Origin of the sequence: Leifsonia xyli subsp. cynodontis DSM 46306 (assembly GCF_000470775.1) — a bacterium.
Taxonomy (GTDB): Bacteria; Actinomycetota; Actinomycetes; order Actinomycetales; family Microbacteriaceae; genus Leifsonia; species Leifsonia cynodontis.
In genome coordinates this window covers 351532-375233 of the sequence record NC_022438.1, presented here as the reverse complement: position 1 = coordinate 375233, position 23702 = coordinate 351532, and the positions used below count along the sequence as shown (strand labels likewise).

Here is a 23702-nt window from a genome sequence, read left to right as displayed (position 1 = left end):
GCTCAGAAGGCGGGAGCGGCAGCGCCGCCGAAGGGGATCGCGCAGCGAAGCTGCGCGCCCCCCGGTCAGCGGCGTCACGAGCCGACCGGCGCCCGGCCGGCGACGCTCTCCCGCCTGCGCTTCCGCCACTACAGCGCCCCCGCTCCGACGCCGCCGAGCAGGAGCAGCGCTCCGAGGATGCTCAGCAGCAGCGGAACCGGGTCGCCCTGGGCCAGCGCCGCGATCGGGTCGAGAAGGTGCGTGTGGCGGGGTCCCCCCGGGCAGTGCCCTCGCCTGGGCTCGCGCCGCGTCGGCCTGCGCCTGCTCGGCGGCCCGCTTCGCGTCGTCCAGGCTCTGCTTCCCGGTCACCAGCGTGTTCGAGAGGGCACCGCAGCCGGCGCCTTCGGCAGAGCCGTGTCCGGGTTCGCATCGCCGACCGCGACGGTCAGCACTTCGCTGTCGGAGGAACGCTGCCCCTGGGCGAGGGTGGCGGTCTGGGTGAAGTGCAGGCGGTAGACGCCCGGGGCGCTGAACGCCCAGTTCGCATGCACATGCACGCCGAGCGGGAGGGTGTGGCTGCCCGCGCCGTCGAACACCATCTCCTGCAGGCTCCCGAACGAACCGACCGTGTAGACCTTCACACTGCCGGGGCCATCGACCCGGGTCAGCGACCAAGTCACGGGGCCGGAGGCGTTGCCGGCGTTGAGCAGCTCCGTGGACCAGCCCAGCCAGATGAGGTTATCGTTCTGCGTCTGCGGCACCTGCCACACCGCCGCCCCGGGCGGTCCGATCTGCGAGAACCCGGCGGGGAGAGTGACCCGCGACGCTGGTTTCAGCCACAGCACGGTGCTGTCCGGTTCCCGGTACAGGCGAGTGCCGGTGGAATCGTCGCCGATCAAGGATTCGAGCTTGCCGCCGATGACCTGCGCGTTCCAGTCCAGATGCCCGGCCGAGATCACCGACACGCCCGTGCTGGCGCACTGCGCGACAGCCGGTTTGGCCCGAGCGCCGCCCGTGTCGCTCTGACCTCCGCTCTTGACACCGCCGAGGCCGCCGACGCAGCCCCTGCCGCCGGGAACGGCGGTCACCGGGTCCACATCGCCGACGACGACCGTCACGATCTCCGAATCGCTCGACTCCCGCCCACCGGTCAGCGTCGCAGACTGAGTGAAGTGCAGCCGGTAGACGCCTGCCTCGGAGAAGGCCCAGTTCGCGTGTGCGTGGACGCCGGCGCGGATGCCGTACGAGCCGGCGCCGTCGAACACCATCGATTGAATGCCGCCGAACTGACCGTCCAGGAACACCTTCACCGTGCCCGGCCCGTCCACGTCGGTGAGCTTCCACGTCACGGGCGACGAGACCGTGGCGGCGTTCAGGGTCTCGGTGGACCAGCCCAGCCAGATCAGCTCCGGGTTCTGCGTCTGCGGCACCATGAACGCGCTCGATCCTGCGGACCCGATCTGCCCGTATCCGGCGGGAAGCGTGACCTTGCTCGAGGGTTTGAGCCACAGGACGGTCTTTGACGGCTCCCGGAACACCTCCGTGCCCGAGGAGCTGTCGCCGAGGTACGACTCGATCCTCACGTTCACCACCTGGGTCGAATAGTCCAGGTGGCCGGAGGAGACGATCGTCGTGTCCCCGGCCGAACAGCCGCTCGATCCGCCCGGCCCAGCCGGGTCTCCACGGACATCCCCGTCCCCCGAACCGCTGTCGGGCGCTTTCACCACGGCGAGGGAATCCCAGCCGATCAGCGACCCGTCCCGGGCCTTCACGACGACTTTGTGCGCCCCCGGGGCGGCATCGGCGGGAAGACGGACCTGCGCGGCGCCGGCATCGTCGACCTGGGCCCAGCCCAGCCAGACCGGCCGGCTGTGCAGCCACGCCGACACCCACTGACCCGCGCGGGCCTTGCCGACCTGGACGCTCGCCTGCTGCCCCGGGGAGAAACCCGATTCGTCCCCGAGGACCTGCACACCGCCGGCGCTCGCATCGGTCAGCTGCGACTCGGGCACCGGCGCACTGTCCTGCGTGCCGGGCTCGCCCGCACCGCTGAAGCAATGGGCGGGGTCGATCTTCTTCACCTCCACTCTGCCCACCGCGACGGCGAGCGTGAAGGTGTCCGAGGCTTTGGAACCGTCCGCGAGAGCGGTGGAACGGGTGAAGGCGAGGCAGTAGGCACCTTCCGCGGAGAAGGCCCAGGCACCGTGGACATGCGCGTTCTTGGCGATCTCGAACGAGTCCGCCGCGGTGACCCCGTCGCGGGTGTTGAATAGCACATCGACGCTGCCCAGAGTCCGGCCGCCCTTGTAGAGCGCGAACTCACCGGGCCCTTGTATCTTGTCGAGCGTCCATGTCACCCCGCTCTGGGTGGCGTCGATGGGAATGGACTCCGTGGACCACCCGGGCCACAGCAGGCCGAGCTCCGTCTGCTGCGTCTCGGTCACCTGCCAGAGGCGGCTGCCGGCGCGGCCGAGGAAGGCGTACCGGGCGTTGTCCGGGACGGCGGTCTCGGATGCCGGAAGCAGTTGCAGGACCGTTCGGGCGGGATCGCGCCAGAGCGTTTCCCCTGTGGCGACGGAGGTGGTGTCCTTCACCTTCGTGCCGAAAACACCACCGTTCAGAGTGGAGGCGATGTCGATGTGGCCGCTGTTGAGGATCGTCGCGCCCGAGTCGGTCGTGGACTGGTTCGGCACCCGCCACGCGTCATCGCCCGCTGCCTGACCGCCGCCTTGCCCGGTCAGCTTCTGTCCGCGGGAGCAGGAGGTGATGCCCGTGTCCTCGGCGACCCCGGCGGCGAAGGTGAGAACCTTCCTCACCGAGACGGGCGTGCCGCTGCCGGCCTTGGTGGCGGTCCACGTCACCGGCACACAGTAGACGCCGGGCTGGCTGAAGGACCACTGGGACACCTGATTGTCGGTTCGGGCGGGCAGTGCGGTGGTCAGCCTCCCGCTGGCGGGGCTGAGCACATCCGGTGTTCCCGCCAGGCCGGAGGTCAGCGACACGCTGCCGGGGCCCGCTGCCTCTCCTATCGAGAGGGTCAGCGGACCGTCGAGAGCGTCGGGGGCGATTCGGTCGGTGTTCAGCCCGGCGTTCATGTCCTGGCCCGTGCGGTAGCCGCCCAGATTGGACACGGTGGCGGTGTAGACGACATCCTCCGCGTCGACGTATTCGGCCGCCGCCGTCGCGGACGCCTGCACCCGGGCGACAGTGTCGATGCCGCCCCGGTCAGATAAGTGGTGAGGTCGGCGCCCCCGGCGCGGGCCACTGTCGCCGTGGTCGTCGGCGTCACCGTGAGCGGCTGAAGGGTCGCCTGGGGCGGGGCGGTGTCGCGATCGCAGGGGACGACGTCGCTTGCGGCGGCGGGATCGCCGATCCACACCGTGACCATGCCGCTGTCCGACGCCCAAGAGCCGGAGGCGAGCCGCGTCTTCGCGGTGATGTTCAGGCAATAGCGCCCCGCGGCCGTGAACGCCCAGTTCATGTGCTGGTGCGCCCCGATCTGCGACGTGCGCGTCATCGGCAGCCGAGAGGAGTCGAACCACACCCCGGAGGGTCGCGACGTGACGAATCCGTCGTCGCTCGCGGTGTTGTCGAAGATCACCACGCGTGCGTCGGCGGTCGGGACGACGACGCCGTTCAGCGTGAAGTCGATGTTCGCGCCCGGCGCGATATCGGAGACCTTCCAGCCCTCGGTGCTCAGCCCCGGCCACAGGTGGGCGCCCTCCGCCCCTCCTTGCTGGAAGTACCAGTACTTCGTTCCAGCGGGTCCGATCAGACGGGGGTCCAGCGCCTCGTTCGACTCTCCCACGGTCGCCGGCCCGTAGGCGCCGGTGAGGACGACGTCCTTCGTGTCGGAGAACGCTGCCGGTTTGACGCCGAACGTGATGCCGTCGCTGGCACGATCGAGCACCGCGCGCATGTCGAGGTGACCCGCCCCGAGCACCGTCGGCTTGCCGGTCGGGACGGCCCCGGAGTCGTGGCCGTCATCGCTGCCGCCGGCCAGCGGGACCTGTGCGCAGGGCGTGACCGTCGCCGGATCGGTTCTGTCGCCGACGACAACGGTGTAGGTGGCCTGCGCGGACCGTGTCGCCGACGGCTTGTAGCTCTTGACCACGGTCCTCACGCTCAGGCAGTACTGGCCTGGCTGGGTGAAGGACCAGGCCATATTCCACGCATTGGCGCTGGTGGTGACCTTGTTCTCCATCACGGTCTACGGCGCACGGCCCGCGGTCAGCGTCGACGAGTCCCAGGTGGAGGCGACCGGCTGAGTCCAGGCGCCGGAGCCCGGCGGGTCCTCGACATAATCGCCGGTCACCGAGGACGCCGAGAACCGTCCGCCGTCCGGCCCGGTGACCGCGGTGAGGGTGAAACTCGGGGTTGTGTCATCGGAGATCACCGCTTTCTCGGAAACGGCGGAAGTGTCCCCGCCGGTCACGCCGAAGAGCAGCCGCCCGGCCTTTCCTTGCGCGTACGCGGCCGGGTCCCCGGTCGTCCGCGGCGTCGACCAGAAACCCGTCGCGGGGTCGCGTTCTCGATCCGTGAGGTGGATGATCGTGTCCTCTGCGGCGGACCACGGCGCCGGCGCGTCCCCATACGACCATCCGGTGACGTTTCGCACCCCCATGCGGAAGGAGCCGAATCCGGTCGCGTCCGCTGTGACATCCACGTACTGCGGGCCGAGTCTCAGATCCCCGGCGGAGAGGACGGTGCGGTCTCCGCGCACGGTCACCGTGACAGGCTCAGACGAAGCGGTGGTGTACGCGCCGAGGTCGCGGGGAACGAACTGCGCGGTGTAGCTGTGGGAACCGGCCGTCAGCGCGGCGACCGTGCAGCTGGCCACCCCCGGTGGACGGCTCGACCGGAATCCGGCCGAGCGGCTTCTCGGCCTCGGCGAACTCCACGAAGCCGGCGGCGCCGACCGGCGCGACGGTCGCGGTGAGAGTGAGGGAATCGCCGGCCTTCGCCGACGAGGACGAGGAGACGAGCACGACGGCAGCGTCCTGCTTCGCCGCGGGCGCGCTGCCGGCCGCTGAGGATGCCGTCGTGTCCAGGGCCTGCGCCTGAGGGCTCGTGGGTGGCCCCGGGGCCGAAGCGGACGGCGCCGGCGTCGAAGGGACCGGCGTCGAGACGGTCTGTGGGGGAGCGGAGACCTCGAACCGGTAGGTGACCGGTTCGGCCGTCGCGCTCTGGCTCTGCGTCCCGTCAGCGCCGGAGAAGCGGGCTTCGGCCGCCACGCTGACCGCGTACTCGCCGGGCGCGGTGAAAGCCCACACAAGCGTGGAAGGCGCCCTGGTGCTCACGGGGATGCTGCGGGTTTGCCCATCGGAGGTTCCCCAGACGACACCACCGGGAAGAGTCGCCGACACAGTCGCCTTGCCGGGCGCGTCAACGGCCTTGAGGGTGAGGGTCGCCTGCTCCAGAGTCGCTGCCGGTGGCGAGACCGTGCTGGCGAGGGTCGTCGCTGCGGTGGCGGCGCCGTCCGCGGTCGCTTCCAGCGCGAACGTCGTCGCGCCCGGGTCGAGTCCGTGATCGGACGCTGCCCCGAGAGTCAGCCCCGTCGGCGTCGCCACCAGAAGAGGCAGCGTCGCCCCGGCTGCTGGAACCGTCGACGGGGCCGTCGCGAGAGCGGGGGTCATGGTCAGTCCGGACAAAGCGATGACGAGGGGGACGGCAATGGCGAGTCCACGACGGAGACGGGAGGCGGTGTGAGTCACGGGCAAACTCTCTGGGTACGGGTGAGGACGGGTAAGGGTGCGGGGCGGGTGTCCGGGCGATTCCGAGCACCCGCCCCGTGGAGGAGACCGCTACGGGGTTGCGACGAAGCGGTAGTAGACCGGGTCGGACGCCGCGATCGAGGAGGGCCCCGCCACCGAGGCCACGACCTTGAACACGTACGTGCCGGGGGCGTTGAAGTCCCACTCAGGGTGTGCCGGTGGAACGCCTCGTCCGTTCCCGTGGTCAGTGCGAAAGCGAACATATAAGGGCTCGAGACAGCGCCCGTGCCGGAGGCGGTCACGCCCGGGACACCGGACCAGTCGATCGACGCCGTCGAGCCCTCCGGCTGACTGACCAGAGTGATCGTGGTGCGGATCTTCGCCGAGGGCGACACCGTGGACAGTCCGCCTCCCGGGCTGTAGAACATGCTGCGGGCCGCATTCGGCGCAGTCGTACCGTGCTGCTGGAGGTACCGCGTCGACGGGTCGCTGGGAACGTTGCCGAGGCTGGCGAACCCGGCCCACACCACGCTCCGCGCGTTCGCGGTGAGCTGGTCCTTCGGGATCTGCCAGATCGGAGCGCCGGAGCTGGGGGTGTACTTCTTCACGGTGATGTCGTAGGCCAGCGTGCCGAGCGCGGAGGTGGCGTCGACTTCCGAGCTGAGATAGTAGCCATCCTCCGGGGCGACGGTGGAGTCTTCCCGGTTGGTGCCGAGGATCAGCTTGTTGGAGCTCGGCGAGAGCGACACATGGACGCTGTCCACATGCTGCTGATCGAAAGTCCCGGCTGTGCCGGCGTTCGCGATCCCCGCCCCGAGCCCGAGGCTCAGCGCGACGATCCCGACGCTCGCGGTCAGAGACCCGAGGACTGTGCGCCCGCGACGGACGGCGGTGCGCTCGATGGTGTTCGTGATCATGATTGTGCTTCTTTCCTGTGTTTTGTGCCTGTGCGTTGCGATGACCGTTGGGTGTGCGGAGCCGGCCGGCGCCCAGCCCCGGAGACAGCGTTGGCGGACGATGCCGACAGCGCTTTGCCCTGTGCGCCCCTGTCCCGCGCGCGCAGGGGCCACCCCGCCGTGCGCGGCGGCGGCGATGCCCGGCTCAGCGGGACAGGAGGGGCATTCGGTCGGAGTAGACGAAGCGGCTGCGGCGCCAGCCGGTGTGCTGGCGCCGGAGGGGGACCCAGCTCGGCGAGGGCCCGGCGTCCGCATGGACCTCACAGCGTTCGTCGGCGACGCTCTCAGAGCCGCAGCCGCATCGGGGACGGCGTCCGAGCGCGAGATGACCGAGGCCGTGGAGGTGAGGCTGCCGCTCGCTGAGGGCGGGGACGGGAGTCTGCTCGGCAGGAGAGATCGCGGCGCTCGCCCGGCCGCTTCTCTCACCCGTCCGCATCCTGATTTCCCGTCTCTGCATGTGAGGCAGCACGTTTCATTGCCCGGTCTTAATGATAACAATTCTCATTATTGTTCAGCGCATATTATTTACTCCACAGGAGAATCCGTCAACCCCCATAATGTGGCCCGATCAAGCGACCGGTTGAGCGCGCGAACGAGCGGGCAGCGGGCAGCGCATCACGCGAGACCCGGGGCGAACGGAGCCGGCAGTGGGAGCGACAGGCCCGCGCGCGTCGCGAACGCAAGCGCGACCCCCGCTGGCGACGTCGGGGCGGATCGGCGAAACCGCGATCCAGCGCACTCGACAACATCGCGGGCTCAGCCCGGCGAGGACAGCGGGCGGGGAGATCGAACGCCTCCCCGCCCGCTGTCGGACACTCAGCCCTGACGCCCCTTGAACCGGGGATTGAGCTTATTGATGACGTAGACCTTGCCCCGGCGGCGCACGACCTGCGCGCCGGGCTGGTTCTTAAACGATTTGATCGACGCTCTGACCTTCATCTGCCCTCCTTTATTGAGAAAGGTTATCATCAATGGATCGGGTCAGGTCCCGGCTGGGCAGGAGGATCTCAGTGCAGCGAGTAGATGTCGTCGCGGTGGTCGGGATGTGCGCGCCGGAGCGGCTCCGGTACGCCAAGCGGCTGGCGGCGCTCACCGGGCGCGAGTTCGTCCCCGCGACCCGGCTGGCGATCTCGGCGGACCCGGTGGACGAAGCCGCGACGATCGCCCCGTGGATCCGAGACACCCGCCGGCGCCGTTCTCGAACTCCCGCACAGCGCGCCGGTCATCGAGCTCATCGGAGCGCTCACCGACCCGGACGCGGGGACGCAGCTGAGCGGAATCGTGTGCGTGGCCGATGCGGCGCGCCTGCTGGAAGACCTGCAGCGCGTCGACTCTGCCCCTCGGCGCCCCCTCGCCCGGGAGCAGCCCCCGTTCGCACCGCGCATCCCGCACGCGATGCTCACCGTCACGCAACTGGAGTACGCCTCGACGATCGTGGTGGCGAACTGGTCGGGGCTGTCGACGGCGGAGCTGTCGACGGTGATCGCGCTCATCAGCCACCTCAGCCCGCAGGCGAGCCTGCGAGTGCGTCAGGACGCCATCGAGCCGTGGGTCCCGGGCGAGACGTTCACCGCAGGACAGGAACGGCCCGGCTGGATCGGACTGCTCAACGACGACGACTACGAGCCGCACCTGACCGACCCGCGCGTCGCCGCATTCCGGTACGAGAACGTGCGGCCACTGCATCCGGTGCGGCTCCGCCGCCTGCTGGACCGACTCGAGACAGACGCCTTCGGCACCGTCGTCCGCTCCGCGGGGTTCTGCCGCTTCGCCTCGCGGCCCCACGTCGTAGCGCACTGGGACCATGTGGGCAGGATGATCACCTTCGACCCGCTCAGCCACGACGACGCCCTGGGCGACGACCAAGAGTTGCTCGCCCTCGGCCAGGATCTGGCGATCATCGGCCTCGACCTCGACACGGGCGGCCTCACCGCCGCGCTCGACGACGCCGCGCTCACAGACGACGAACTCGCTACTGGCCCCACTCTCTGGGCACGACTCGCCGACCCCTTCCCCCTGTAGCCCCAGCCATCGCTTCCTCACTTCTTCCGGCCGACACGCCGTTCGGGGCCGGAAGAAGTGAGGAAGCGATGGTCAGTGGCGGCGAATGTCAGCGCGGCGGGAGGCGAGGTAGACCAAGACACCGGCGAGCACCGCGCAGCCCATCGTCGTGAGCCAGAACGGCAGCGTCCCCGCAGCGTTTCCGCCGACGGCCTGCGCGACGCCCGCCGCGAAGCTCACCACAGCCACCACCAGCGCGACAGCGGCGAAGCCGACCATCGCACGCCCAGCGGTGTCCGTGTACTCCAAAAGATCGCGCCACATAGCCCCATTCTCCCGCATGCGGGAGGGCGGGAACGACGACGGCCCCCGGCGCGCTCGCGCCGGGGGCCGTCGTGGTACGGGACTTTAGTTGTAGGTGCCCGGGGTGTAGTCGTCCGAGCTGAAGCTGTCGAAATCGACGAAGCTCAGGTCGTTCTCGCTGAAGGCGGAGTCGTCGGCGAAGATGCGGTTGGGGTACCGCTCGGCCTTTGCCTCCTCGGTCGCCTCGACGGAGACGTTGCGGTAGCGCGACAGGCCGGTGCCGGCCGGGATGAGCTTACCGATGATGACGTTCTCCTTGAGACCGATCAGCGGATCGGACTTGCCCTCCATGGCCGCCTGCGTCAGGACGCGGGTGGTCTCCTGGAAGGACGCGGCCGACAGCCACGACTCGGTCGCCAGCGAGGCCTTGGTGATGCCCATGACCTCCTGACGGGCGGACGCCGTCTTCTTGCCCTCGGTCAGCGCAGCGCGGTTGATCTCGTTGTACCGCGAGCGGTCGACGAGCTCACCCGGCAGCAGCTCGGTGTCGCCGTGGTCGACGACGGTGACCTTGCGGAGCATCTGGCGGACGATGACCTCGATGTGCTTGTCGTGGATCGGCACACCCTGCGAGCGGTAGACGCCTTGCACGCCGCCCACCAGGTGCTTCTGCACCTCGCGGACGCCCTTGACCCGGAGGACCTCCTTCGGGTCGACGGTGCCGACGATCAGCTGCTGGCCGAGCTCGACGCGCTGTCCGTCCTCCACCAGGAGGGTCGAACGGCGCAGCACGGGGTAGACATGCGACTCGTCGCCGTTGTCGGGGGTCAGGACGACCTTGCGGGACTTGTCCGTCTCCTCGATGACGATGCGGCCGGCGGCCTCGGCGATCGGGGACGCACCCTTGGGGGTGCGGGCCTCGAACAGCTCCTGCACGCGCGGCAGACCCTGGGTGATGTCGTCCGCGGAGGCTGAACCACCGGTGTGGAAGGTCCGCATCGTCAGCTGCGTGCCGGGCTCACCGATCGACTGGGCCGCGATGATGCCGACGGCCTCGCCGATGTCGACCAGCTTGCCGGTCGCGAGCGAGCGACCGTAGCAGGCGGCGCAGACGCCGACCGCGGACTCGCAGGTGAGCACGGAGCGCACCTTGATGTCCTGCACGCCGGCCGCGACGAGCTTGTCGATGAGCACATCGCCCACGTCCTCGCCGGCCTTCGCGACCACGGTGCCGTCGGTGCCCACCGCGTCGGCGGCGAGCGTCCGGGCGAACACCGAGTTCTCGACGTTCGGGTCGCTCGTGAGCACGCCTTCGGCGTCGACGGTCGCGATCGGCAGGTCGAGGCCCTTGGTCGTGCCGCAGTCGTCCTCCCGGATGATGACATCCTGCGAGACGTCCACCAGACGACGGGTCAGATAGCCCGAGTCCGCCGTACGGAGAGCCGTGTCGGCCAGACCCTTGCGGGCGCCGTGCGTCGCGATGAAGTACTCCGCCACCGACAGCCCCTCGCGGTACGAGGAGATGATCGGACGGGGGATGATCTCACCCTTCGGGTTGTTCACCAGACCGCGCATACCGGCGATGTTGCGCACCTGCAGCCAGTTGCCACGGGCGCCCGAGGTGACCATGCGGTTGATGGTGTTGTCGGCCGGGAAGTTGGCGTGCATGGCCTCGGCGACCTCGTTGGTGGCCTCGGTCCAGATCTTCACCAGCTCCTGACGGCGCTCGAGGTCGGTCGTGAGGCCCTTCTCGAACTCCGAGTTGATCTTGGCAGCCTTCTTCTCGTAGCCCGCGACGATCTGCGGCTTGTTCGGCGGCGTCAGGATGTCGCTCAGCGACACCGTCACACCGGAGCGGGTGCCCCAGTAGAAACCGGCGTCCTTGATCCGGTCGAGCGCCGCGGCCACCTCCACCTTGGGGTAGCGCTCCGCCAGGGCGTTGACGATCGCGGAGATCTGCCCCTTGTCGGCGACGGCCTCCACGTAAGGGTAGTCCACCGGCAGAGCCTCGTTGAAGAGGGCACGGCCCAGCGTGGTCTCCACGACGGCGGTGACCGGCTCGGTCCCCGTGTCCGCCGCGTCGGACGGCACATAGTTGTCGAGGCGGATCTTGACGGTGGCGTTCAGGTGCAGGCTGCCCTGGTCCTTCGCCATGATCGCCTCGGAGACCGACGCGAACGCGCGGCCCTCGCCCGCGGCGCCCTCGCGGACGGTGGTGAGGTGGTGCAGACCGATGATCATATCCTGCGACGGCAGGGTGACCGGGCGGCCGTCCGACGGCTTCAGGATGTTGTTCGAGGCGAGCATCAGGATGCGGGCCTCGGCCTGGGCCTCCACCGACAGCGGCAGGTGGACGGCCATCTGGTCGCCGTCGAAGTCCGCGTTGAAGGCGGCGCAGACGAGCGGGTGCAGCTGAATGGCCTTGCCCTCGACAAGCTGGGGCTCGAACGCCTGGATGCCGAGACGGTGCAGCGTGGGCGCGCGGTTCAGCAGCACAGGGCGCTCGCGGATGATCTCCTCGAGCACGTCCCACACCTGCGGGCGCGAACGCTCCACCATGCGCTTGGCGGCCTTGATGTTCTGAGCGTGGCTCAGGTCGATTAGGCGCTTGATCACGAACGGTTTGAACAGCTCCAGCGCCATCTGCTTGGGCAGACCGCACTGGTGCAGCTTGAGCTGCGGGCCGACGATGATGACCGAACGGCCCGAGTAGTCCACGCGCTTGCCGAGCAGGTTCTGGCGGAAACGACCCTGCTTGCCCTTGAGCATGTCGCTCAGGGACTTGAGGGCGCGGTTGCCGGTGCCCGTCACGGGGCGACCCCGACGGCCGTTGTCGAACAGGGCGTCGACGGCCTCCTGCAGCATCCGCTTCTCGTTGTTCACGATGATCTCGGGAGCGCCGAGGTCGAGCAGACGGCGCAGACGGTTGTTGCGGTTGATCACGCGACGGTACAGGTCGTTCAGGTCGCTGGTCGCGAAGCGGCCACCGTCGAGCTGGACCATCGGGCGCAGCTCCGGCGGGATGACCGGGACGACGTCGAGGACCATCGCGGCCGGCGAGTTGCCGGTCGCGAGGAACGAGGAGACCACGCGCAGACGCTTGATCGCGCGGATCTTCTTCTGGCCCTTTCCGGTGGCGATCTGCTCGCGGAGCAGCTCGGCCTCCTGGGTCAAATCGAAGCCCTGCAAGCGGCGCTTGATCGCCTCGGCTCCCATGAACGCCTCGAAGTAGAGGCCGAAACGGTCGACGAGCTCGTTGAAGTCCGCGTCCTCCGGCTTGAGGTCGCCGACCTTGAGGGTGCGGAAGGACTCCCACACGCGCTCGAGGCGGGCGATGTCCTCGTCGAAGGACTTGCGGAGCTGGCCCATCTCCTTCTCAGCCGTGTCCTTGACGCGGCGCTTCTGGTCGGCCTTGGCGCCCTCCTCCTCCAGCGCGGCGAGGTCGGTCTCCAGACGCTGCAGACGCTCGGCGACGCGGGCGTCGCGCTGGTCGGACAGCGTCTTGATCTCCAGGCGCAGCTCGTTCTCGAGGCCGGGCATGTCGGCGTGACGGCCCTCCTCGTCCACGTCGATCACCATGTAGGCGGCGAAGTAGATGACCTTTTCCAGGTCCTTGGGCGCCATGTCGAGCAGATAGCCGAGACGGCTGGGCACACCCTTGAAGTACCAGATGTGCGTGACCGGCGCGGCGAGCTCGATGTGGCCCATGCGCTCGCGGCGGACGGAGGACTTGGTGACCTCCACGCCGCAGCGCTCGCACACGATGCCCTTGAAACGGACGCGCTTGTACTTGCCGCACGAGCACTCCCAGTCCCGCGACGGGCCGAAGATCTGCTCGCCGAAGAGGCCGTCCTTCTCCGGCTTCAGGGTGCGGTAGTTGATGGTCTCGGGCTTCTTGACCTCGCCGTAGCTCCAGCGACGGATGTCGTCAGCGGTGGCCAGGCCGATACGCAGCTCATCGAAAGTTGTTGCGTCGAGCAATGTTCACTCTCTCCTCTTGGAAATTCGTCAGATGGGTCTGGCTGCTGCTTAGATCTCGTCGATGGACGACGACTCGAAGCGCGAGGAGATGTTGATGCCGAGCTCTTCCGCCGCACGGAAGGCCTCGTCGTCCGCGTCGCGCAGGCTGACCGCCTGGCCATCGGCCGAGAGCACCTCCACATTCAGGCAGAGGGACTGCATCTCCTTGATGAGGACCTTGAAGGATTCGGGGATGCCCGGCTCCTGGATGTTCTCCCCCTTGACGATGGCCTCGTACACCTTCACGCGGCCGAGGATGTCATCCGACTTGATGGTCAGGAGCTCCTGCAGGGCGTAGGCCGCACCGTACGCTTCGAGGGCCCACACCTCCATCTCGCCGAAACGCTGTCCGCCGAACTGGGCCTTACCGCCGAGCGGCTGCTGGGTGATCATCGAGTACGGGCCCGTGGAGCGCGCATGGATCTTGTCGTCCACGAGGTGGTGCAGCTTCAGGATGTACATGTAGCCGACCGAGACCGGGTCCGGGTAGGGCTCGCCGGAGCGGCCGTCGAAGAGCTGCGTCTTGCCGGAGGATCCGATCAGACGGTCGCCGTCCCGGGTCGGGAGGGTGACGTCGAGGAGACCGGCGATCTCCTCCTCTTTCGCGCCATCGAACACCGGGGTCGCGACCTTCGTGTTCGGGGCCGCCTTGAAAGCGGCCTCCGGGAGTTCCGCGGCCCACTTCGGCTTGCCCTTGATCTCCCAGCCGTTCTTGGCGATCCAGCCGAGGTGGATCTCCAGCACCTGACCGAAGTTCATGCGGCCGGGGACGCCCAGCGGGTTCAGGATGACATCGACCGGCGTGCCGTCCGCGAGGAACGGCATGTCCTCAACGGGGAGGATCTTGGAGATGACGCCTTTGTTGCCGTGACGGCCGGCGAGCTTGTCGCCCGCGGTGATCTTGCGCTTCTGGGCGATGTAGACCACCACGCGCTGATTCACGCCCGAGCCGAGCTCATCGTCGCCGTCCTGCGCGTCGAAGACCTTGACACCGATGATGGTGCCCTCCTCGCCGTGCGGGACCTTGAGGGAGGTGTCGCGCACCTCGCGGCTCTTCTCGTTGAAGATCGCGCGGAGCAGACGCTCCTCGGCGCTCAGCTCGGTCTCGCCCTTCGGCGTGACCTTGCCGACCAGGATGTCGCCGGGGCGCACCTCGGCGCCGATGCGGATGATGCCACGCTCGTCGAGGTCGGCCAGGAGGTCCGGGCTGACGTTCGGCAGGTCGCGGGTGATCTCCTCCTTGCCCAGCTTGGTGTCGCGGGCGTCCACCTCGTACTCCTCGATGTGGATGGAGGAGAGAGTGTCGTCCTTTACCAGGTTCTGGCTGAGGATGATCGCGTCCTCGAAGTTGTGGCCCTCCCACGGCATGAACGCGACGAGCAGGTTCTTGCCGAGCGCGAGCTCGCCGTTCTCGGTGGCGGGGCCGTCGGCGACGACCTCGCCCGCCTCGATCCGGTCGCCCTCGTCCACGACCACGCGGTGGTTGTAGGAGGTGCCCTGGTTGGAGCGGTCGAACTTGCGCAGGTAGTAGGTCTTGATCGTGCCGTCGTCCGCCTGGACGGTGACCGCGTCGGCCGAGACCTCGGAGACGACGCCCGACTTCTCGGCGATGACCACGTCACCGGCGTCGATCGCCGCGTAGCCCTCCATACCGGTGCCGACGACCGGGCTCTCCGAGCGCAGCAGCGGCACCGCCTGGCGCTGCATGTTCGCGCCCATGAGGGCGCGGTTGGCGTCGTCGTGCTCGAGGAAGGGGATGAGCGAGGTGCCCACCGACACCATCTGGCGCGGGGAGACGTCCATGTAGCCGATCTCGCCGGCGGGGATGAGGTCGACCTCGCCGCCCTTCTGCCGGGCGAGCACGCGCTCCTCCACGAAGCGGCCGTTCGCGTCGAGCGGGGCGTTGGCCTGAGCGACGACGAAATCGTCTTCCTCGGAGGCGGTCAGGTAGTCGATCTGATTGGTGACCACACCGTTCTCGACCTTGCGGTAGGGAGTCTCGATGAAGCCGAACGAGTTGATCCGCGCGAACGACGCGAGCGAGCCGATCAGACCGATGTTCGGGCCTTCCGGCGTCTCGATCGGGCACATGCGGCCGTAGTGCGACGGGTGGACGTCGCGGACCTCGACGCCGGCGCGCTCACGGCTCAGACCACCGGGGCCGAGGGCCGAGAGGCGGCGCTTGTGGGTCAGCCCCGCGAGCGGGTTATTCTGGTCCATGAACTGCGACAGCTGGCTCGTTCCGAAGAACTCCTTGATCGCGGCGACGACGGGCCGCACGTTGATCAGGGTCTGCGGGGTGATCGCCTCGATGTCCTGAGTGGTCATGCGCTCGCGCACCACACGCTCCATGCGGGAGAGACCGGTGCGGACCTGGTTCTGGATGAGCTCGCCCACGGCGCGGATGCGACGGTTGCCGAAGTGGTCGATGTCGTCGATGTCGAGGCGGATGTCCGTCTCGACGCCACCACGGAGACCCTTGATGGTGGTCCGACCATCGTGCAGGGAGACCAGGTACTTGATCGTGGCGATGATGTCCTGGACGGTCAGCACGGAGTCGGTGAGCGGGGCCTCGAGGCCGAGCTTGCGGTTGATCTTGTAGCGGCCGACCTTGGCGAGGTCGTAGCGCTTCGGGTTGAAGTAGAAGTTGTCGAGCAGCGCGCGGGCGGCCTCGGCGGCGACCTGCTCACCCGGACGCAGCTTGCGGTAGATGTCTTTGAGCGCCTCCTCCTTGGTGAGGATGGCGTCCTTCTCCAGCGTGAGCTCGATCGACTGGAAGCCGGCGAACTCGGCCAGGATCTCCTCGCTGGTCAGACCGAGGGCCTTGAGGAACACCGTGACCGACTGCTTGCGCTTGCGGTCGATGCGCACGCCCACCTGGTCGCGCTTGTCGATCTCGAACTCGAGCCAAGCGCCGCGGCTGGGGATGATGCGGGCGGAGTAGATGTCCTTGTCGCTGGTCTTGTCGGCGGCGGCCTCGAAGTAGACGCCCGGCGAGCGGACGAGCTGGGAGACGACGACACGCTCCGTGCCGTTGATGATGAAGGTGCCACGCTCGGTCATGAGCGGGAAGTCGCCCATGAAGACCGTCTGCGTCTTGATCTCACCGGTGAGGTGGTTCATGAACTCGGCCTCGACGTAGAGCGGGGCGGCGTAGGTCTTGCCCTTCTCCTTGCACTCGTCGATCGAGTACTTCTTCTCCTCCAGGAACGGGTTCGTGAACGAGAGCTGCATGGTCTCGCCGAGGTCCTCGATCGGAGAGATCTCCTCGAAGATCTCCTCCAGACCGGTGGCGGCGGGCAGATCCTGACGCCCCTGCGCCTGGCCTTCCGCGACGCGCGCCTGCCACGCGTCGTTTCCGACGAGCCAGTCGAAGCTCTCCGTCTGCAGTGCGAGCAGATCGGGGACGGTGAGGGTGTCCGTGATCTTGGCGAACGAGAGCCGGGAGACGTCCCGGCCGTTCTTCAGTGTCTTGTCGTTGTTGGTTGCGTTGCGCGCAGCAGCCAAGGAAATAACCTCCGTGGGGCCCCGTCGGGCCAGTTACTGTCGGTCGTGTTGTTTAGTTGGGGTGAGGAACGCTCCCAGCGCATCGCGGCACCGTATCTGACCCGGTGTTCCGGGTCCAGGCGCGCACGGGGAAAACGAAAGCCGACCGCAATATGAAGGCGAGTGTGTGGACGGGGAGCGCAAAGAACCACTATATGCCAACCGGACGCGCCTTGTCCAGTCTCTTCTTGACCCGAGGCCAGCGATGGGGTATAACCCACGATCGGGGCCGCGCCCCTCACGCGTCTGCGGCCCCGATCGGGCCCGGAGAAGACGCCGGCTGCCCGGCGACGACGGGGCTACGCTGGACCCGTGCCGCAGTTTCCCTCCGTCGTCCTGTCCGAGAGCGGATTCGTCGCGACCATCGAACCCGACCGGTTCGTCCCCGGCTCCTACCAGCTGGTGGTGGACGGCACACCGCAGTCGCAGGTGAACCTGGACGATCCGACGCAGCTGTTCTTCGAGTATGTGCAGCGGATGGGGAACGCGATCGACCTGATCGGGGAGCCCGGCGAGCCGATCACGGCCGTGCATCTGGGGGCGGGGGCGCTGACCCTGCCGCGGTATGTCGCCGCCACGCGCCCCGGCTCACGGCAGCAGGTGGTGGAGCTGGAGAGCCGGCTGGTGGAGCTGGTGCGGCACGAGCTGCCGCTGCCGCGGCACGCCCAGATCCGCATCCGGCACGGGGACGCGCGCGACGTCGTAGAGAAGCTGCCAGCGGGGCTGCGCGGACAGGTGGACCTGCTGGTGATCGACATCTTCAGCGGCTCGCGGACCCCGGCGCATGTGACGAGCGTGGAGTTCTACCGATCGGCCGTCTCGCTGCTGAACCCGGGCGGGATCGTGCTGGTGAACGTAGCGGACGGGCCGCCGCTGGCTTTCGCGCGATCGCAGGTGGCGACGCTCGGCTCCGTCGTCGAGAACGTGGCGGCGCTGGCGGAGACGCAGGTGCTCAAGGGGCGGCGGTTCGGAAACGTGGTGCTGATGGGGTCGGACTCGCCGCTGCCGCTGGAGTGGCTGCCGCGACTGCTCGCGAGCGGACCGCATCCCGCGAAGGCCGTCGCCGGGGCGGAACTGCGGACGTTCGCGGCAGGCGCGCCGATCGTGACCGATGCCACGAGCGTGCCCTCTCCCCCACCCGCGCGAAGCGTGTTCCTGTCGGGCGCCCGGCGCGACTGAGGCTCCGGCGTTCGGACCGGATCAGTCCGCCGCGCGGGCGCGGTGGGCGCGCACCTTCGCCCGGTTGCCGCAGCGCTGCATGGAGCACCAGCGCCGGTTCGCGCTGCGCGAGGTGTCGAGGTAGAGGAGCGTGCAGTCCTCGGCCGAACACTCCCGGATGCGGCCCTCGGTCTGCGGGCCGAACAGCCGGACGGCGTCGCGTGCGATCGTCCCGAGCGCCTGATGCGGCCGCGCCTTCGTGCGACCGGCCTGGCGCGCTCCGCCGGCCAGCACGGGAGGGATGTCGGCAGTGGCGGCGAAGAGGTTCACGATGTCGACGTCGTCGGGGCCGAGAGAGCCGCCCTCGCTCGCCCGCCGTGCGAGCCGGCCGATCGCCTCGCGAAGGGTGTCGGCGTCCCGGAACTCACGCAGGCCCGCGGTGGGGGCGACCTCGGGGAAGCGCTCGGTCAGCCAGCCGTTCAGCCCCGCGGCGTCGACCACCGTCGGCCACGCCCCTTCCGGCTGGCCCAGCCCGGCGGTGCAGGCGAAATCGAGGGCGAGCGATCCGGAGTCGAACCACCAGCGCTGCCCGCCGCCCGGCTCGATCCACTGTCCGGTGGCGCGGGGCAGGATGGCGTCGGTGGGCATCTAACCACTGTATTGGGTTACCGGAGGCCAACGGTCGCCTCTGTCGCCTGGCATGCTGTACAGATGGTCGCGATCCGCCCGGACCCCGCTGTCCCCCTCGAAGGGCGGACGGTGCGCCTGTGCAGGCTCGGCCGCGACGACCTCCCCGCCCTCTTCGCCGCGATCGGACGCCCCGAGGTCTTCGCCGGCGGCTGGGGCGGCGGACCCGCCGCCTACCGCGACACCTACGAGGAGTGGCGCGCATTCATCCTCGGCTACCTGCCGTGGGAGACCGCCGCGGTGACCGCCGTGCGCCTCAGCGAGTCCGGCCGGCTCGTCGGCACGACCGCACTCGGCGACATCGACCTCGCGAACGGATCGGCACACATCGGCTGGACCGCCTACGCGCCCGAGGTCTGGGGCACCCGCGTGAATGCCGAGACCAAACGGCTGCTGCTCGGCACGGCGTTCGAGCACGGCTTCGAGCGGGTCAAACTGCAGGCGGACGTGGCGAACGAACGGTCACGGGCGACCATCCTGCGGCTCGGCGCGACCTTCGAGGGCGTGCTGCGGCACACCCAGCAGCGCGCGGACGGGAGCTGGCGGGACACGGCGGTCTACTCGATTCTGCGCGAGGAATGGCCCGCGGTGCGGAAGCGGCTGGACGCACGGCTGGGCGTCAGCGCCCCACCGTCCGCCCTTCGCTAGCCGCGGCAGCCGCCACCCGCCGCTGCGCGGTCGAGACCTCCCGGTACGCCCACGAGATCAGGTTCGCCGCGTCGAACCGCCGATTGCACGCCCCGCAGGCCAGAGCGCGCGCCGGCTTGCGATACCGGTAGTGCGTGTGGCCGTTCGGGCAGGTCCCGACCCACGGAGCCAAGTCGTCCGCGATGGCCCCGCCGTGGAGGCGATCGCCCTCGTAGCCGAGTTCGAGCGCGATCGCCCGCCAGCGGGGACCATGACCGGCGCGGGAGCCGGCGAGAGCGTGAGCGACCTCGTGGAGGAGGATCTGGTGGATCTCGTCGTCCTCGTACCGGGCGGCGAGATAGCGGGAGACCGTGATGCGTTCGGCGCTGTAGTTGCAGAGGCCGGCACGGGTCTTGGCGTTGTCGAAATCGAATGTCCAGACGACCGGGTCGAGGTACAGGGCGATGAGGGCGTTCGCCCAGCGACGGACACGATCGAGGTCGGCCATCAACTCGCTCCGAAGGCTCGGACCGGGACAGACGAGCGGGTCATGCCAGGCATCCTACGCGGCAGCGTCACAGCGAACCAGAGTCCTTGAACCTCACTCGCTCACGCCAGCGGCGTCCTCGCCCCGCTCGCGCTTCGACTCGGAGAAGCGCTGCACGACGGCCACCGCGGTGAGGGCGCCCTCGATCTCGGAAGGGGACGCGCCGAGCTTCTCCCGCAGGAAGACGGCCGCCTTCAAATCGGCGAGAGCGCTCTCGTACTCCTCCAGGGCGAAGAAGGCCTTGCCCCGGGTCTGGATGGCGAACGCCTCCAGGGCTGTCCACGCCCGGCCGCGGGCCTCCTCCACGCACCCGGTCAGCTCGGCGATCGCCTCATCGCCCTTGCCCCGATACTGGTGGACCTGCGCCCGGCGCACGCGCGCGGCGAGCAATTGCTCGCGGTCGCCGGTGAAACGGGCCTGACGGACGGCTTCGTTGCCGGCTTCGAGCGCTTCGTCCAGGCGGTCGAGCAGGCGGAGGAGCACCGTTTTCTCGTTGAGAGCGCTCAGGCTGCGCAGGCTCCCGAGCTCGTCCAGACGTTCGCCGGCAGCGCGCAGATCGACGCGCTCGCGCAGAGTGTACGGATCGTATCCGAGGATGATGCTCAGGGTCGGCTCCCGGGTCGTGGACTCACCCCCCAGACTATCCGAGGGAGCAGCGGGGGTGACCTCACGACCGTGAAGCGACGAAGGGCTGGACAGGCTCGGCGGTCGCCGGGGCCTCCGCCCTCGCGCGACCGCCGAGCCGCGCACGGTCACGGACGACGGCGACGGTGACGGAGGACGAGCGACGACCCCAGGAGCACCAGCAGCCCCGGCAGCACCGCGAGCAGCAGCCCGCCCTGGGTGGAGCCGGTGCTGGCCAGGCCGCTGACAGCCGCAACCGCACCGGGGGCGGCGGTCGTGTCCGGGCCCAGGCCCGTGTCGAGATCCGGGTCCGGTTCCGGGAGGAGCTGGGCCCCGGGCGGCACGACGAAGACGGGGGAGCACGCGGCGTCCGGATCGTCGTCGCAGGGCGTGTCCACCAGCGGCGGCTGCCACGGTCCGACGGGCGGCGTCGTCACCGTCACCGCGTTCACGACGGAGCCCTCCTGCGGATGGCGGAGCACCACCTGCAGATCGAGCCGGTCGCCCGGGGCGAGCTGCGCCACCGTCCAGGTGACGACGCCGTCCTCGAACACACCGTCTCCATCGGCCGACACAAAGACCGCTCCGGGGGGCAGCGTGTCGGCCACCTCGAAATCGGTGGCGTCGAGGACGCCGACATTGCCGACGGTGATCGTGTACGTCACGTCTTCGTTCCTCCCGGCGATGCTCGTGGAAGCCGTCTTCGCGAGCGCGAGCCGGCCGTATTCGTAGGTGTTCGTCACGGTGACGCTCTGGGCGGGAGGAACAGCGCCGCCGACAGCGCCGCCCGCGATGCGGATCTCCGCCTCGCTCACCGAGCGGGCGGCCTCTCCGTACGATCCGGGAGCCCCGGCCTCCGCGACGGCCCCGGCCTCAATCCCGCCCGCGAACACCGCCTCCACCCCGGTGAGGCGCTGCCCCTCCGGCACAGTGGGGAGGCTCGGGACCGCACCGTCCGTGAACGGCGCGCTCTCGGTCGATCCGTCGGAGAAGTGCCACACCATGCTGCCGGAGGTCGCTCCCTGCGGATAGGAGACACCCGCCGCGAAGCCGCCGAACGCCAGTTTGTCGCCGAAGTAGCCGAGATCGCTCAGCCGGAGCGTGTCGAGCGGACCGTTGGACGCGTTCTTGCCGGAGACGGTCGCGAGCGCCGTTCCGCCGGCGGGAATGCGCGCCGGCACGATGGTCTTGCCCGGCGTGACGGCGATGTCCAGAGCCCCGACGGCGAACGGGGCCGTGGCCGTCGCGGTCGCGGGAGGCTGCCCGGCGACGGAGACGGTTCCCTCGATCCGGTTCGTCACCCGCGCGCCGCCGACGAGGGCGGCCCCCGAGACGCGGTCGGTCGCCCGCTGGGCGACCGAGAGGGCGACGGACCCGGCCGATCCGCCGGGGGCGAGCGCCGCGCCGTCCTCACCGGTGAAGGCGATGCGCAGCCCCGCGATCTCCGCCGCCGCGACGCCCGGGGGGAGCTGGACGCTGTCGGCCGTCGTCGGCGCACCGGCCTGCCACGACCACTGGCCGGTCCCAGCGTCCCGCACATACGCATCCACCCGGACGGTCGTGGCGCCCTGCGGCAGAGTGATGTCTCCGAAACCGGCGAAGTCGACGAGGGCGAAGGGGTTGGCCGCATCCAGCGCGCCCGCACCGTCCGCCGCCGTCTGTGGCTCTTGGAGCACGAGCGTCCCGGCGGGGACATTCGATGTATTCTGCGCGGAAAGCGCGATCGTCGAGACCTCACCCGGGCGGTGCTGCTGCTCCGCGGGCGTCCAGGTCTTGCCGACGGCGAGGGCGATGGCGTCGGGGATGTCGACAGTGACCTCGGCCGAGCTGGAGACGGACGCCGCGATGCTGGAGGACGTGCCGATCGCGGTGTTGGTCACGGCGCGGCCGTTCGACGGCCACGCGGGGGTGAGCTCCTGCGGCGCCTTCAGCGTCACCGTGACGGTGAAACTCTTGCCTGCGGCCAATCCGACGCCGCCGGCCACCGGCTGAGTGAAACGGACCGAGACCATGCAAGCTTCGGTGACCTGAGTCGTGCAGCCGGAGAGGGACTGCCGATAGGAGCCGGCGGAGGGGACCACGGCGATCTTACGGATGGAGAATCCCGCGAACTCCGCGGGCAGAGTGTGTCGGTGACCGCGGCGTCCACGCAGTCGTCGTCGCACCCGACGGCGATCGAGTAGGTGAACTCGCTCCCGTTCGCGACCGTCAGCGCCTTCCCGGCGCCCACGGTCTTCTCGATCGTGAGCGAGGACCCGGCAGCGACAGCCGCCGGGGTCACGACGAGACCGGCTCCGAGGAGTGCCACTGCCGTCGCCGCGGCGACGGCCCCCCGTCGGCGCACACCTCCTCGACGGCGAGTGGAGCGGCGGAACGTGGTGCGGACATGCTGATGGACATGACGAAGCAACGGCTCTGGTTTCGGCTCGACGGAGGCTGGCTACGATCGCCGAGGCATCTGGAGCACACCCTCGAGCATCGCTTCCCGACCCGACCGGGAACACCTGCGCTATACCTGTATATCTATGTCAGATTTTTCATCAAATGCTCAGAAATCCCCCACTTCTGGGGATCAGTCGATGACCCGGATGTCCTTCCAGAACGCCACATAATCGCTGAAGTCCTCACCCACCCGATCGAAAGAGCCGGGGTACGGCTTCGGATAGCTCCACGCCCGGTCCTGGAGCAGGGTGTCACCGTCCCGCACAGAGAAATACTGGCACTCGCCCTTCCACGAACAGGTGTACGGTGTGTCGCTCTCGACCAAATACTCCGCGTTCACGGTCTGCGGCGGGAAGTACCAGTTGCCCTCGATGCGGATCAGGTCCTCGACGGGAGCTTCGGCGATCACGGTGTCGTTCAGTACTGCTTTTCATGGCTTCGGCCTCCTGCCGTCTCCCAACGCTGCGCGTCCGCCGATCATTCCTGCGCGGAACGGTCATCGCGGGCGTGCAGCGCCCGCGCCTCGGCGACGGAGCCAACGCGGCCGAGCGCGGCGATCTCGCCCGGCGCCCGGCCGGCGGCGATGAGCTCGTGACCGGAGAGGGATGCGGTGAGCAGGTGCGAGACGGCGCCGCGGAGACCGGTGAAGGCCGCGCAGACGGCCGCAGCCTCGGGGGAGGAGTCGTCGATGCCGAGGACAGCGAGGGCGTCCACGACGGCTCCGGCGGCGAGGAGATCCTCGACCGCGAACCGCGGCGCGCCCGAGGGCGTGCCGCCACCCGCGGCGACGACCGCGACCAGACAGCGCCGACCGAGCCGGAGCTACTCATCGAGGACCGACCGGGCGACAGCGGGAGCGTTGACGAAGGAGGCGGCGACGGTGAGAGGATGACCCGCGAGAGGGTGCGCGACGGGGGTCTGCGCCGCGGGGGCGACGGCGTCCGCTGTCTCCAGCGCGTCCACCCACACCACGACATCGGCGTCGGCGGCGACCGCGGCCAGACCGTCCTTCCTCCAGTCGAAACGGACGTGGTATTTGCTCTGACGGTGCGCGGCGGGGATCTCGGTCACCGGGTCAGCGTAGCCGGGTGCCGCACG

The 23702-nt window shown here is 69.2% G+C and carries 19 protein-coding genes; 3 read left to right on the top strand and 16 right to left on the bottom strand.

Features of this window, described 5'->3' with window-relative positions; all coding sequences use genetic code 11:
- Window positions 1–344: 344 nt before the first annotated feature.
- From O159_RS01785 to ykgO, 6 genes are all read right to left on the bottom strand, one after another.
- Window positions 345–3176 carry a TIGR03773 family transporter-associated surface protein gene (locus O159_RS01785; protein WP_043993434.1) on the bottom strand — a complete coding sequence of 944 codons (2832 nt, stop codon included), beginning with the start codon at window positions 3174–3176 and terminating at the stop codon, window positions 345–347.
- A complete protein-coding gene (locus O159_RS01780; RefSeq protein WP_021754062.1) occupies window positions 3071–4183 on the bottom strand; it encodes a choice-of-anchor M domain-containing protein in 1113 nt (370 codons plus the stop codon). Before O159_RS01780 ends, O159_RS01785 begins: the two co-directional genes overlap by 106 nt.
- 6 nt (window positions 4184–4189) lie before the next feature.
- Window positions 4190–4708, bottom strand: a complete 519-nt coding sequence (locus tag O159_RS01775; protein WP_144267508.1) for a hypothetical protein — start codon at window positions 4706–4708, stop codon at window positions 4190–4192.
- Window positions 4709–4718: 10 nt separating this feature from the next.
- The gene (locus O159_RS01770) at window positions 4719–5693 is read right to left on the bottom strand and encodes a hypothetical protein (protein ID WP_021754060.1); all 975 of its coding nucleotides are present in this window, start codon (window positions 5691–5693) and stop codon (window positions 4719–4721) included.
- The gene (locus O159_RS01765) at window positions 5690–6610 is read right to left on the bottom strand and encodes a hypothetical protein (protein ID WP_021754059.1); all 921 of its coding nucleotides are present in this window, start codon (window positions 6608–6610) and stop codon (window positions 5690–5692) included. The genes O159_RS01770 and O159_RS01765 overlap by 4 nt, the downstream gene beginning before the upstream one ends.
- Window positions 6611–7465: 855 nt before the next feature.
- Window positions 7466–7588: a type B 50S ribosomal protein L36 gene (ykgO, locus tag O159_RS01755; RefSeq protein WP_021754057.1), complete on the bottom strand. Its 123-nt coding sequence runs from the start codon at window positions 7586–7588 to the stop codon at window positions 7466–7468.
- Between the two features lie 348 nt (window positions 7589–7936).
- Between ykgO and O159_RS01750 the strand changes: the two genes are divergently transcribed.
- Window positions 7937–8671 (top strand): GTP-binding protein, encoded by a 735-nt coding sequence (locus O159_RS01750; protein ID WP_021754055.1) that lies wholly within the window; start codon window positions 7937–7939, stop codon window positions 8669–8671.
- A 72-nt stretch (window positions 8672–8743) separates the two neighbouring features.
- On the opposite strand, the gene O159_RS01745 is transcribed toward O159_RS01750, so the two are convergent.
- The 3 genes from O159_RS01745 to rpoB form a co-directional block, all read right to left on the bottom strand.
- Entirely contained in the window at window positions 8744–8974 is a 231-nt protein-coding gene (locus tag O159_RS01745) for a hypothetical protein (RefSeq protein WP_021754054.1), read from the bottom strand.
- Between the two features lie 84 nt (window positions 8975–9058).
- Complete coding sequence (locus O159_RS01740; RefSeq protein WP_021754053.1) at window positions 9059–12934, bottom strand: DNA-directed RNA polymerase subunit beta'; 3876 nt, start codon at window positions 12932–12934, stop codon at window positions 9059–9061.
- Window positions 12935–12982: 48 nt separating this feature from the next.
- A complete protein-coding gene (gene rpoB / locus O159_RS01735; RefSeq protein ID WP_021754052.1) occupies window positions 12983–16480 on the bottom strand; it encodes a DNA-directed RNA polymerase subunit beta in 3498 nt (1165 codons plus the stop codon).
- 351 nt (window positions 16481–16831) lie between these two features.
- On the opposite strand from rpoB, the gene O159_RS01730 reads away from it, so the two are divergent.
- Complete coding sequence (locus O159_RS01730; RefSeq protein WP_021754051.1) at window positions 16832–17698, top strand: spermidine synthase; 867 nt, start codon at window positions 16832–16834, stop codon at window positions 17696–17698.
- A gap of 21 nt (window positions 17699–17719) precedes the next feature.
- Here the strand turns inward: O159_RS01730 and O159_RS01725 are convergent, their stop codons facing one another.
- On the bottom strand, window positions 17720–18325 hold the full coding sequence (locus tag O159_RS01725) for a CGNR zinc finger domain-containing protein (RefSeq protein WP_021754050.1): 606 nt from the start codon (window positions 18323–18325) through the stop codon (window positions 17720–17722).
- 63 nt (window positions 18326–18388) lie between these two features.
- Here O159_RS01725 and O159_RS01720 point away from each other — a divergent pair, with 63 nt between their 5' ends.
- A complete protein-coding gene (locus tag O159_RS01720; protein WP_021754049.1) occupies window positions 18389–19012 on the top strand; it encodes a GNAT family N-acetyltransferase in 624 nt (207 codons plus the stop codon).
- Here O159_RS01720 and O159_RS01715 read toward each other — a convergent pair.
- The 6 genes from O159_RS01715 to O159_RS15455 form a co-directional block, all read right to left on the bottom strand.
- Entirely contained in the window at window positions 18984–19499 is a 516-nt protein-coding gene (locus O159_RS01715; RefSeq protein WP_021754048.1) for a SprT family zinc-dependent metalloprotease, read from the bottom strand. The genes O159_RS01720 and O159_RS01715 overlap by 29 nt on opposite strands.
- A 93-nt stretch (window positions 19500–19592) precedes the next feature.
- Window positions 19593–20294 carry a hypothetical protein gene (locus O159_RS01710; RefSeq protein WP_021754047.1) on the bottom strand — a complete coding sequence of 234 codons (702 nt, stop codon included), beginning with the start codon at window positions 20292–20294 and terminating at the stop codon, window positions 19593–19595.
- Entirely contained in the window at window positions 20291–22243 is a 1953-nt protein-coding gene (locus O159_RS01705; RefSeq protein WP_021754046.1) for a DUF11 domain-containing protein, read from the bottom strand. The genes O159_RS01710 and O159_RS01705 overlap by 4 nt, the downstream gene beginning before the upstream one ends.
- Window positions 22244–22734: 491 nt before the next feature.
- Window positions 22735–23025 (bottom strand): DUF427 domain-containing protein, encoded by a 291-nt coding sequence (locus O159_RS01700; RefSeq protein WP_043993431.1) that lies wholly within the window; start codon window positions 23023–23025, stop codon window positions 22735–22737.
- A 56-nt stretch (window positions 23026–23081) separates the two neighbouring features.
- Window positions 23082–23318 (bottom strand): hypothetical protein, encoded by a 237-nt coding sequence (locus tag O159_RS15460; protein ID WP_236609517.1) that lies wholly within the window; start codon window positions 23316–23318, stop codon window positions 23082–23084.
- A 108-nt stretch (window positions 23319–23426) separates the two neighbouring features.
- Window positions 23427–23675: a hypothetical protein gene (locus O159_RS15455; RefSeq protein WP_236609516.1), complete on the bottom strand. Its 249-nt coding sequence runs from the start codon at window positions 23673–23675 to the stop codon at window positions 23427–23429.
- Between the last annotated feature and the right edge of the window lie 27 nt (window positions 23676–23702).

Bases quoted from the DNA above. Each gene is read 5' to 3' on its own strand.
- ykgO (WP_021754057.1), bottom strand. From the start codon at position 7,588: ATGAAGGTCAGAGCGTCGATCAAATCGTTTAAGAACCAGCCCGGCGCG.
- O159_RS01745 (WP_021754054.1), bottom strand. From the start codon at position 8,974: ATGTGGCGCGATCTTTTGGAGTACACGGACACCGCTGGGCGTGCGATG.
- O159_RS01780 (WP_021754062.1), bottom strand. From the start codon at position 4,183: ATGGAGAACAAGGTCACCACCAGCGCCAATGCGTGGAATATGGCCTGG.
- O159_RS01725 (WP_021754050.1), bottom strand. From the start codon at position 18,325: ATGCCCACCGACGCCATCCTGCCCCGCGCCACCGGACAGTGGATCGAG.
- O159_RS01720 (WP_021754049.1), top strand. From the start codon at position 18,389: ATGGTCGCGATCCGCCCGGACCCCGCTGTCCCCCTCGAAGGGCGGACG.
- O159_RS01765 (WP_021754059.1), bottom strand. From the start codon at position 6,610: ATGATCACGAACACCATCGAGCGCACCGCCGTCCGTCGCGGGCGCACA.
- O159_RS01715 (WP_021754048.1), bottom strand. From the start codon at position 19,499: ATGGCCGACCTCGATCGTGTCCGTCGCTGGGCGAACGCCCTCATCGCC.